Source organism: uncultured Lactobacillus sp. (assembly GCF_947367085.1).
Classification (GTDB): domain Bacteria; phylum Bacillota; class Bacilli; order Lactobacillales; family Lactobacillaceae; genus Lactobacillus.
On the sequence record NZ_CANBCP010000060.1, the window covers coordinates 1 to 10,612 of the forward strand.

The 10,612-nt window shown below is 33.5% G+C and carries 9 protein-coding genes and 1 pseudogene; 2 read left to right on the forward strand and 8 right to left on the reverse strand.

The features are described 5' to 3' along the window. Positions 1-37 precede the first annotated feature (37 nt). Entirely contained in the window at positions 38-256 is a 219-nt protein-coding gene (locus tag Q0Y70_RS09905; RefSeq protein WP_367270353.1) for a transposase, read from the forward strand. Between the two features lie 38 nt (positions 257-294). Here the strand turns inward: Q0Y70_RS09905 and Q0Y70_RS09910 are convergent. The 3 genes and pseudogenes from Q0Y70_RS09910 to Q0Y70_RS08385 all read right to left on the reverse strand — a co-directional run. Further along, a pseudogene (locus Q0Y70_RS09910) lies at positions 295-582 on the reverse strand (LysR substrate-binding domain-containing protein); the annotation flags it as partial. A 2-nt stretch (positions 583-584) separates the two neighbouring features. Beyond that, entirely contained in the window at positions 585-1,085 is a 501-nt protein-coding gene (locus Q0Y70_RS08380) for a LysR family transcriptional regulator (RefSeq protein WP_297819695.1), read from the reverse strand. Positions 1,086-1,111: 26 nt separating this feature from the next. Continuing rightward, the gene (locus Q0Y70_RS08385; protein ID WP_297819717.1) at positions 1,112-2,482 is read right to left on the reverse strand and encodes a ClC family H(+)/Cl(-) exchange transporter; all 1,371 of its coding nucleotides are present in this window, start codon (positions 2,480-2,482) and stop codon (positions 1,112-1,114) included. A gap of 983 nt (positions 2,483-3,465) precedes the next feature. On the opposite strand from Q0Y70_RS08385, the gene Q0Y70_RS08390 reads away from it, so the two are divergent. Further along, positions 3,466-4,842 carry a DUF4767 domain-containing protein gene (locus tag Q0Y70_RS08390; protein WP_297819698.1) on the forward strand — a complete coding sequence of 459 codons (1,377 nt, stop codon included), beginning with the start codon at positions 3,466-3,468 and terminating at the stop codon, positions 4,840-4,842. Between the two features lie 19 nt (positions 4,843-4,861). Here the strand turns inward: Q0Y70_RS08390 and xerS are convergent, their stop codons facing one another. The 5 genes from xerS to Q0Y70_RS08415 form a co-directional block, all read right to left on the reverse strand. Then, positions 4,862-5,947 carry a tyrosine recombinase XerS gene (gene xerS / locus Q0Y70_RS08395; protein ID WP_297819701.1) on the reverse strand — a complete coding sequence of 362 codons (1,086 nt, stop codon included), beginning with the start codon at positions 5,945-5,947 and terminating at the stop codon, positions 4,862-4,864. 1,138 nt (positions 5,948-7,085) lie between these two features. Continuing rightward, positions 7,086-7,775: a YoaK family protein gene (locus Q0Y70_RS08400; protein ID WP_297819705.1), complete on the reverse strand. Its 690-nt coding sequence runs from the start codon at positions 7,773-7,775 to the stop codon at positions 7,086-7,088. Between the two features lie 12 nt (positions 7,776-7,787). Further along, positions 7,788-8,384, reverse strand: a complete 597-nt coding sequence (locus Q0Y70_RS08405) for a peptidylprolyl isomerase (RefSeq protein WP_297819708.1) — start codon at positions 8,382-8,384, stop codon at positions 7,788-7,790. Positions 8,385-8,456: 72 nt separating this feature from the next. Beyond that, on the reverse strand, positions 8,457-9,392 hold the full coding sequence (locus Q0Y70_RS08410) for a manganese-dependent inorganic pyrophosphatase (RefSeq protein WP_297819711.1): 936 nt from the start codon (positions 9,390-9,392) through the stop codon (positions 8,457-8,459). 42 nt (positions 9,393-9,434) lie between these two features. Then, positions 9,435-10,388: a LysR family transcriptional regulator gene (locus Q0Y70_RS08415; RefSeq protein WP_297819714.1), complete on the reverse strand. Its 954-nt coding sequence runs from the start codon at positions 10,386-10,388 to the stop codon at positions 9,435-9,437. Positions 10,389-10,612: the final 224 nt, after the last annotated feature.

Sequence of the window (10,612 nt, forward strand, 5' to 3'; positions counted from 1 at the left end):
AGAACAAGAATTAACAGAATTAATAAATAATTTCTTTATTTCAAAGTTAGAACCATTAGTAGATGTTGCTAAAACGTTATTAACCTGGAAAGAGTATATTATAAACTCTTTCATTAGAATTAATGATGTTTTAAATAAAGACGACTCACCAAGGAGATTATCAAATGGACCAATTGAAGGGATAAATTCTATAATAGAAAAAATTAATGTTAACGGTAATGGATATACAAATTTTAAACGTTTTAAAAATAGTTGAGCAACATTGGAAAGCTCAATATCTTTACGCCAAATCACGCGGTTATTATCGTAAATCTTAGGTTTGAGTGGACGATAGATCAATTTTCCATTTTGTAGATCAGTTAATCCTTTATAAGTAAATAGACAATAATTACCTTGAGCAAGTAAGTATTGAACGTTGTAATTAAGATTAAAGGTCAAAGCAATGTTAACCAAATTACTTGAACCCCAAAAATCTCTAAAATTATCCGAATTACTGGTTCGGCGAGAAATAAGCAGGGGATACTGAGCTAGATCTTGGGCTGTTAAAAATTCTTTTGCAGCTAAAGGATGATCAGCATTCATAACTACGCCATACTCGTTTTTTCTGGCAAAGCTAAACTTTCATAGTTACCTGCTTTTCGGTGTCCCATTGTAATTCCAAAATCTAAATTACCATTGTCAATCTTTGCTTCAATTAAAGGAGCGGTGGCCGCAAAAGTATGAACTTTGACATCCGGATAATCTTTAAGAATCGAATCGATAACTTTCATGATTCGTTTCATAGCGATACTTTCACCAGCACCAATGTACAACTCTCCAGAAATTACATCATTTTGACTTATATTTAACTTGGTTTTTTCAACCATATTTACAATATCTTGAGCATGGTCTCTTAAATAGTAGCCTTGTTCAGTTAAAGTGATTTCATGCGGTCCACGTTTAAATAAGACGACGCCTAATTCTTGTTCTAAGTTTTTTAATTGTCTTGATAATGAGGGTTGACTAATATGGAGGACATTAGCAGCTTTAGAGATGTTTTTACTTTCACAAACCGCTAAAAAGTAACGTAAAACCCGAATTTCCATTTTTATTTTCCTTCAGAATAATATTTTTAAGCATCCTTGGCTACTTTCTTCTTACCTGGCAATAAATGATATCGCATCTGACGTCTTAAAGCTGCGTAAATAGGTTGACCTCCAAGTAAATCTAAGATGAAGTAAGCGATAAAAGTTGCCAGAATCATTGGTAAAACTTGTTCCACTGTTCCAACCATCTCAGTTAAAAGAGTTATCGCAGTAAAAGGTGCCTTTTCAATTGCACCAAAGTAAGCACACATTGCAGTCACAATGATGATACCATAACAATTTTTAGGTGCTATACGAAAATGAATCATAATAATGGCAAATATAACCCCTAAAAGTGATCCTAGAACTAATATAGGCATAAAAATACCACCTGGAACTGAAGCACCGTATGAAATCATTGAAAAAATAAATCTAACGATAAACCAGATTAAAGGGATAAGAATTAATGACAATGTCCCAGAATCAATATGAGAAATATAAGTGTTGTTAAATAAACTTGAAATTAAATCATGTGAACCACCTAAAAGTTTAGCATTCCATAAACCGATAGGGATAACTAAAAGCAAAGGGATGATGCTGTGAAAGGAGTTAGGAATGCGCTTTATTTTAGCATATAAAGGTTTTAGGCTTAAAAGGCAATATTGATAAGCATAAGCTAAAATACCTAATATTACGCCCATAATTATTAAAAACCAGTAAGAACTAAGAGGTAAAGTCGCCTTAACCGGTAAATATAAGCAAGGCGTAGTGCCATAAAAGAGCATTGTCATTAAATCTGAGGCCATTGCAGCAGCTAAGGAAGTCAGACAAGTTTTGGGAGTAAAATCAAATGTTATCTCTTCAACTAGAAAAAGAACCCCAGCAATTGGAGCAGAAAAAGCGGCACTTAACCCAGCTGCAACTCCGCAGCCTTGAAGACGTTTTAAGTCATCTTCTTGAGTATGAAAAACATCTTGACCTAATCCTTGTCCAACCATAGCGCCCATTTGAATACATGGACCTTCACGACCTAAAAATAGTCCAGGACAGATAGCTAATAAGCCTCCGACGAACTTACGCCATAAAATAGACCACCATTTCATCTCGTTTTCATTTCTAAAAACCGCTTCAACTTGAGGAACACCAGATCCAACTAAATTATTAAGTTCTGGTTTGATAACCCATCCTAGAACTAAACAAATTACCATACTTGCTGGTATATAAGCTAGTATGTAGAGGGGATGTTTATTTAAAAAAGGGTAGAACACAAAAAGAAACTGCATTGTGTGATCAATAATCCAACGAAACACACCGACAATTAATCCCGTGACAATTCCTACCATTGTTCCTTGAATAAAAATTGAGAAAAATTCGGAAGAAAATGGTTTGGCTAAGATTTGTTTTGCTTTAGGTATCATAATTTTACCAACTTCATTCATTTATTTTCTATTCAATTATAGTGTACCGCACTTTGGCTCTAGGATCTTTGATAGACGATCAGCTAAAATACACTAAATTTTTTAAGGTTTGTCAAAAAGCAAGTAACGCGTTAGAATTAATTATGTTCAGACAAATAAAACTTAATCTTTAAGAAAATCATCTAAGATAAGACTAAATAAAAAATTTAACATCTTTAGCGTGGACTTTTCTTAAGTTGACGCTTTTTTATTAAACTAAGGAATATCTACTAGCTAAATAATACATATTCCTTAGTCTGATAAGATTAGGTCTGGATAATTTGAGCAAGGAATGAAAATAATTTTGAGTGATAATTTATTAAACTTCACGTATTTTCTAGTAAAAATATACCTTTTTTGCTATAATCTTTTGAGGAGGGCGCAAGTCCTTCAATGCTCTTTCTTAAAGATTAGTATTTTTTGTTTGAACATTTTTTTATTTTAAGATTGAGTTTGCGTCCGGCTTACGAGTCGGGCGTTTTTTTGTACACAAAATTAGCTTGCTTGTAACTATAATATGTATTATGCTAACTTTGTTTAAACGATGATACTATTCTTTAGATTTTGAAACTCAATCCGTACAATTTACACAGTGAATAGATACTGAACTCTCTTGTGGTCTGGGTTTCAGTATCTTTTTTATTTATAAAGGTAATCTGGGTGAATACATACTAATTACTATGATATTCTGACGAATCTACAAAAAAATAATCCATTATTAAACAATAATATTAGCTCTAGTGAAGTTCAAGGAAAATATATTATCTTCACTCTAAAAGATCAATCTAAATTAACACTTCCTTTAACTGCGGTTGCACAAGAAAAGTAATCAATCCTAACTTCTAAAAATGCCTCAATGAAACTTGCCTCATTGAGGCATTTTTTTCATCCCTTCAAACGAGTATAATAAAACATATCAAACACATGGGAAGGTAAAATCATTTATGAAATTTTGTCCTAACTGCGGGAAACAAGTTAAAGAAGATGCGGATTTTTGTCCATATTGTGGTCATCAATTTGTACCTGTAAAACCTAAACAAAAGTACTGTCCAAATTGCGGCAAGCCGGTAAAAACTGATGCAGAATTCTGTCCAAATTGTGGTGAACCGATAAGTGATAAGGCGAAACAAGTCCAAGCACAGCAAGCTGCTATACAAGCCCAAAATCGTGTACATCAAACTTCACAACCTAGCATTCAATCAAAACAAAACCCTCAAACGACGCCAGCGCCAAATCGAAGTCGCACTGACCAAAAGAAGCATACTGATTCTAAGAAGGCTAAGAAGATCGGCTGGGGCATTGGAATTGCTGCAATTATTTTAGCTGCAGGTGGTGCTACATTCTTTACTATCCAAAATCAAAAGAATGCACATCCCTTTGCAGTACAATCTTCTAAATCTACTCAAAAAACTAAAAAAGCTAAGTCGCATAAGAAAGCGAAATCAGATAGTGATAGTGTTTTAAAGCTTAAAAATAAAGAATTATCTGAAAAGCAACAAGCAGCTATAGTAGTGGCATATGCCGGTAAGAGATATAGGAAAAATGAAGACTGGGCTAATGCATTGGCTAATTTACAGTCAAGAAAAGCTACTCTATATACGCCAGATGAATACAAGTTTGGTTCTCACAAAGTCGAAGCTCCAGATAATGGTAATCTTTATGTGGTTTCACCAAGTGTTGGTTATACAGTTAAAGATGATGAAGTTACATTCGTTGATAAAGATGGAGATGGCTCGCCAATCACATTTAACAAGATTATTTCTAAGCTAGATGGCGATTTTTCTAAATCGGATATTAATGATATTGCTAGCAACGTAGTATTTAGCTCTAAAGTGGCAAGTCAAGATTCTGATTCTAAGAGCTCAGATAAACTCTGGTCAAATAGTCAAGAAGATGATCTTTCTGACTACATGAAGTTCTTTGGCGATCAAATGGACCAAAATAGTTATGAAGAATATAATGGTCATACTCCTCTGAAAGTTAATAGTGGCGTAGAATATCCTAATGTTTTTAAGGATAAAACATTTAAGTTAAACGATGAGACTATCAATATAGGCTGGAATCCGGATGTAACTAAAGGTAACAGCAAATATGGTTATAATGTAGTCGCAATTTATAATTATGATAAAGGTGCGGCAGAATTCCACATTACTTATTTATTCTGTTTTGACAAAGATGGTAATCCAGTTGTTTTAGTCGATCAAACGACTAATGGTGATGATATTGGAGTATCCAAAACAGAAAACAAGTATTTAAACGAAGCCTTCAACAAAATAGCAAATCACGAAAGTCCAGATATGAGTACTGATTTTGATAAATAAAGAAAACCAGGACACTGATTCATTCAGTATCCTGGTTATTTTTTTCGCTATTTTTAGATATTTTTTCAAGAGCATCTCTTTGTTTGCGTTGGTCGACGTGAGTATAGAGATCTGTTGCTGAAGTTCCTTTTTGACCTAATTGCTGAGCAACTAAGACTTGATCTTTGGTGACTGCATATAATTCAGACGCTAACGTATGGCGCAGTTTGTGAGGCGTTAAAGGGTGACCAAAAGCAGCAGAATATTTATTAACCATTTTTTCTATAGCATTAGTAGTGATTCGTTTAGTTTTGCCATGATAATACGTTAAGAAAAATGCTTGCTCATTTTTATCAGCATGATAGCGATCTGCGCGAATTTCCTGATAGGCTTTAATATATTCGATAGTCCAACTTGCAATTGGGACGCTGTCGCGCTGGCCACCTTTGCGCCTGACATCTAGAATAGCTTCTTTTAAATTTATGTTGGCTAAATTGGAGCCGGCACATTCAGATACGCGAATTCCTGTACCCAATATCAATGCAATAATCGCCATATCACGTTCTTTATTCATTTTGAAAGAAACTAAGGCTTGTTTATTGCATTTTTTCTCATATTCTTGATTGAGAAATTGCATAAACTGATATTTCAAATCTCCAGTATACATATGCGATTCCAGCACGTGAGCGCGGTAATTTAGGGTTTTAGTATTATTCAGTGAATCAATTTTCAGCATTACATTTCTATCAAAATAGGGCTGACCATGATTATTATCAGCAGTGATTGTCAGAAACTTGTATAAAGAGCGCAGGGCATTGATGGAGCGATTGATTGTAGTGGGGGAGTTAAGGTGACCTTGCTGATTCTTACTGTGTTGTAAGAAGTCAATATAGAGCATAATATCGTTTCTGCGCAAGTTTTCTAGCGTCTGGATAGAAATATCTTGATTGGTTTTAGCGTGAGAAAGTTGCTCTTGTCTCAGCCAATCAAAAAAGCGACGAATTTCCGTCAAATATTGGTAGGAGGTAGCAAGAGAGTGGGAGGTACCAAGGTTATATTCTTTAACAAAGTCGGGCATTTTATTAAGTTCTTGGTCAATTAAAGACAAGTATTGTGAAGTTTCCAATGTAAATCTCCTAATTATAATACAAACATATGTTTTATATAAGAATAATAATATCATATAAGAAGAGATTTTGTAATATGAAACTTAAGATCTTTTATCTGCGTGAATGTAGACGGAGCTAAAAAATAGTTTGTGCTCTCACCCACTTGAACAGTAGAAGAGGATAAGTCGAAAGAATGGCTTAGTTCTTATCTTCAAGCTACTGTTGATAAGAACGCAAAAGAGATCTAGCAAGAGACAACGTCTGATTATTAATACTGACAGCTGCAAATATGTTGATAGTGAAATTATATGATCAGCAAAAATTCATAGTTACATTATGGGTGATTTTTTCTGATACTTGTAGAAATTTATATAATTTTAGATAAAATCTTATTTTAGCAAAGTATTGATAAATCAACGGATTTAACTTAATTTCTGGAGACACCTAAATACTAGTTATTAAAATTATAGTTTTAATGATAGCTAGCCAAGAAAATACTGATATATTAGCATTTTTAGTTCTTTTAATCTTTGCAAATTCTAACTAGCTGTCAAACAAATATATCTTTATTACTATATTAATTTGGCTTATCAACTATTTCATCATCACTAGTTCTTCTTTATTGGACTTAATTATATGGATAATACATTATTTAGGATGATTTGTTGATTTTGATTAAATAATGATATCAGATTACCAATCAATATTTGGGTTCAATTAACTAACGGTTAATATTAATCAACTTGGTCTTAGAATCGTCATCTCAGCATCATAAAAATATAAATTATTGAGAATAACTGATTTGAACAACAATTTAGTCAATGAATTGGTGAAGTTAAAAGTTAGAGGATAAGGAAGCATTGGTTTTAATCAAGTGCTTGAGTATAGTCTAATAATGTTAATCTTAAGCGTTGATCTCAAAAATATAGCTTGTTGAGTATCTAACTTCATAGATCTAATAAAAAATTTAGTTAGTTAAACTAGTATTCATGAGATAAGATTATTTGTTGAACGTTATTACTGCTTTCTTTATTTTTTACTATTAGCTTTACATAATATATATTATACGAAGTTATAATGAACTTGCCGACTACGACTACCTTTACCTTTTTTATCGTCAAAAAAAGCATATCAAAATTCTGATATGCTTCCTTATCAAATATTTATATTTTTTCTCTTACGCAAAGAAATCATGTAAACGATATTAATAACCAAGAGTAAAATTCCACCGATCCAAATTGTTCTTAGAACTAAATATTTTTGAACGATTGCTGAAATAATCGCTCCAACAGCAAATGCAATTACGAGCCACATATAGTTGACTGCGGCTGTGTGTTGCGACTTGTCAGCACCAAAGAAATATGCGCTCCAAGCAACGGCGGATTTCTTTAAATTACCTGTTGTAAATGCATTGTTATATCCCATTCCTTCAATTTTACTGAAAGACGCATTCTGCATAGCTAAACCAAATGCAATCGCCGGAACAATATAGTAATTAGGAACTGTGCTTGGGATAAAACCAATTACTGCACAGATTAAGATAATTGGAAATAGACAAAATATACGCCAATAATTACTTTTTATATATTTATGTAAAGCTCCAACCAAAACTAGACCGGCAGTAAATGCAATAAATGTTGTGGCACGATTAATCATGCCACGTAAGTTATGATTGGCTAACGATGTCGCAAAAAATACGATATTTCCTGTTTGACCTGCTGATAAGGTATGACCACGTTGAATATAAGTATATGTATCAATAAAGCCACTGCTAAAAGTTAAAGATAAGGCTAATAGTCTTGATTCAGAAGGCTTTTTTTCATTAATTAAACTTGTTAATTTCAAAATGCTGCCTTCTTAATCATTATTTTCAATTTTAATCGTTTTAATTATTACATCTTCTTTAGGCTTATCATTTGCTTTATTACGTGGAACTTTAGCAATCGCATCAACAATATCCATCCCATCAATTACCATCCCAAAAACTGTATGGCGACCATCTAACCAAGGAGTTCCTCCCTGTTTGTATGCTTTAATTATCTCTTTAGGATATCCAGCGGGCTCCATACTACGAATGTAACGCTTGGGCATATTCTTATTTTGAACTATAAAAAACTGACTTCCATTAGTATTTGGACCGGCATTTGCCATTGATAAAGCTCCGCGCAAATTGAAAAGCTCATCAGAAAATTCGTCTTCAAAAGCATGCCCCCAGATGCTTTGGCCGCCAGTTCCATCACCTTCAGGATCTCCGCCCTGAATCATAAAGTCAGAAATTACGCGATGAAATATAGTATTATCGTAATATCCCTTTTCGGCTAATCTAACAAAGTTTTCGACAGTCATTGGAGCTAATTTTTCGAATAGCTTAATTTTTATATAGCCATGATTAGTTTCGATTGTAGCAATGGGACCTTCTTGTTTTTCAGGATTTAATTGAGGAAATTCTGCCATGATTTTTCTCCTTTTCATAAAAAAAGTGATCAGTTTGAACAACTAATCACTTTTTAAATTAGACTATTTATACTAATTTTCAAACGCTTTAGTTAATGGTGGGACTACTTGTTTCTTTCTTGAAACAACACCTGGTAAAGCAACACTTGAATCTTCAAGCTTCTTATCAAAGGCCTTTTCAAATAAGGCTTTTGCTTCATCAGTTCCGACAACAATAGCTTCAGAATCTGAATCTAAGACATTAGTGATTACTAACATGAACATATCATAGCCATTTTCTGTGCTTGATTCATTCATAGCTTTAATAAATGAGTCTTTTCGCTGCATTGCTTCTGGCAAATCAACTGTGTTAACTTGAGCAATTCTGACATTATGACCATTTAATTCAAAGCTTTTTGCGTCTAAATCAATTAACTCTTCTTCCGATTTTGATGCAATGTTAGTTCCGGCTTTAAGCAATGCAAGACCATACTCTTTATAATCAACACCAGCAATTTTAGCTAATGCTTCAACTGCTTGGTGGTCTTTTTCAGTAGTAGTTGGTGATTTCAAAAGTAAAGTATCAGAAATGATTGCTGAAAGCATTAAACCGGCTAAGTTCTTAGGAATCTCCATACCTTCTTCTTCAAACATTTCCCACATAATTGTACTGGTACAACCAACTGGTTCTGCACGGTAGTATAAAGGATCGGCAGTGTTGAAGTTCATAATTCTGTGGTGGTCCACAACATGAGTAACCTTAACTTTATCAATATCAGAAACACTTTGTTGAGGTTCATTGTGGTCAACAAGCATTACGCTATCAACTTCATTTGCTGCGGTTTTAATCACGCGAGGTGCTTTAAAACCAAATTTGTCTAAAGCGTATTGAGTTTCATCGTTAGGTTCCCCCAAAGCTACTGCTTCGGTATCATATCCTTTTTGATTTTGAAAGTATGAATATGCAATAGCAGTGCCAATTGCATCAGTATCTGGATTTTGATGTCCAAAGACAAATTCTTTTGCCATTTATAAAGAGCTCCTTTTGTTTAAATAAATCTACTATCTATTTTAAATTAATGTGGAGTAGTCGTCTAGTCTAGAACTGTAATCTTTTGCCTTCAAAAAACTGCGCCATTCTTCTAAGAAATTGGTTAGTCTTGGAATATCAGACTTGTTTTTTCTGTATAAAAAGCAACTTTGAAATTCGATTTTGGGAACTGCTTTTACAGGATAAAGCTTGATCTTGTTTTTATTTACTTCGTAAAAACTCTTAGTCACAAAAGTGTTATAGCTATTAGCTTGCGCAAAATTAGCTAACTGATTCATATCTGAAAAACGAGCTGAAATATCTAAGCCCTTTTCAGGTATCTTACCAGCATAAAATCTATCAAAAGTCTGTGGTAAGTACGAACCTCTGGGATAAGAAACCCATTTTTGTTTAACAATATCCGCTAACTTTCTTTGTTCTTTTGGACTTAGTACGACCAATGAATCGTCGTAGATCTTTTCTGTCCAATATTGATTCATCGAAGCGGGATTTGCGTTATGATCGGGAATATATATTACAGCAAAATCTAACTCATTATGATCCACCTTATTCCATAGTTCCTTGCGGTCATAAAAAGTGAAGCTTAATTTAATCTCCGGATATTTTTTATTAAATGAAATTAAAAATTCTTCTAGAATACTTGGATCAAAAGTATTTAATGCTCCTATTGAAATTTCTCCAGTATCTGAATTTGTGTATTGCTGAATAGTATCTATTGCGCCTTGCACAGTATTCAAGAGTTTATGAGCAGTTTCTTCCATTTCGATCCCAGCATCTGTTAAGTAAAGTTTCTTTCCTACTTGACCAAACAGCGGAGAACCCACAGCTTTTTCTAACTTTTTAATTTGTTGAGTTAGTGCAGGTTGGGTAATTCCTAGGATCTGAGCGGCTTGTGTGTAGCTCATACTATCAATTAACTGAAGAAAATAGTGAAGCGATTTTGCTGACAAAACTGCGTCTGCATTTGACTTCATTTTACATCCTTCCTTTTTTATACATACTTCAAATAATCATATTAAATATGCTTATCAATCTATCCAAGTAATATAATAACACCTGTTGTCATATAATCAAAATCTTTTTATTGGAAAAGTAAAAAATAATTGAAAAAGATAGGACATCAGATTGAAGTGAGCCGTAAAAGTTAGACACTTTTACGGCTTTTACTCTGTCTCTTATACACATCTGACGCTGCCGA

What these genes read in the sequence shown, in the direction of transcription:
- Q0Y70_RS08380 (WP_297819695.1), bottom strand. Translation starts at nt 1,085, where the DNA reads ATGGAAATTCGGGTTTTACGTTACTTTTTAGCGGTTTGTGAAAGTAAA.
- Q0Y70_RS08385 (WP_297819717.1), bottom strand. Translation starts at nt 2,482, where the DNA reads ATGATACCTAAAGCAAAACAAATCTTAGCCAAACCATTTTCTTCCGAA.
- Q0Y70_RS08390 (WP_297819698.1), top strand. Translation starts at nt 3,466, where the DNA reads ATGAAATTTTGTCCTAACTGCGGGAAACAAGTTAAAGAAGATGCGGAT.
- Q0Y70_RS08405 (WP_297819708.1), bottom strand. Translation starts at nt 8,384, where the DNA reads ATGGCAGAATTTCCTCAATTAAATCCTGAAAAACAAGAAGGTCCCATT.
- Q0Y70_RS08410 (WP_297819711.1), bottom strand. Translation starts at nt 9,392, where the DNA reads ATGGCAAAAGAATTTGTCTTTGGACATCAAAATCCAGATACTGATGCA.
- Q0Y70_RS08415 (WP_297819714.1), bottom strand. Translation starts at nt 10,388, where the DNA reads ATGAAGTCAAATGCAGACGCAGTTTTGTCAGCAAAATCGCTTCACTAT.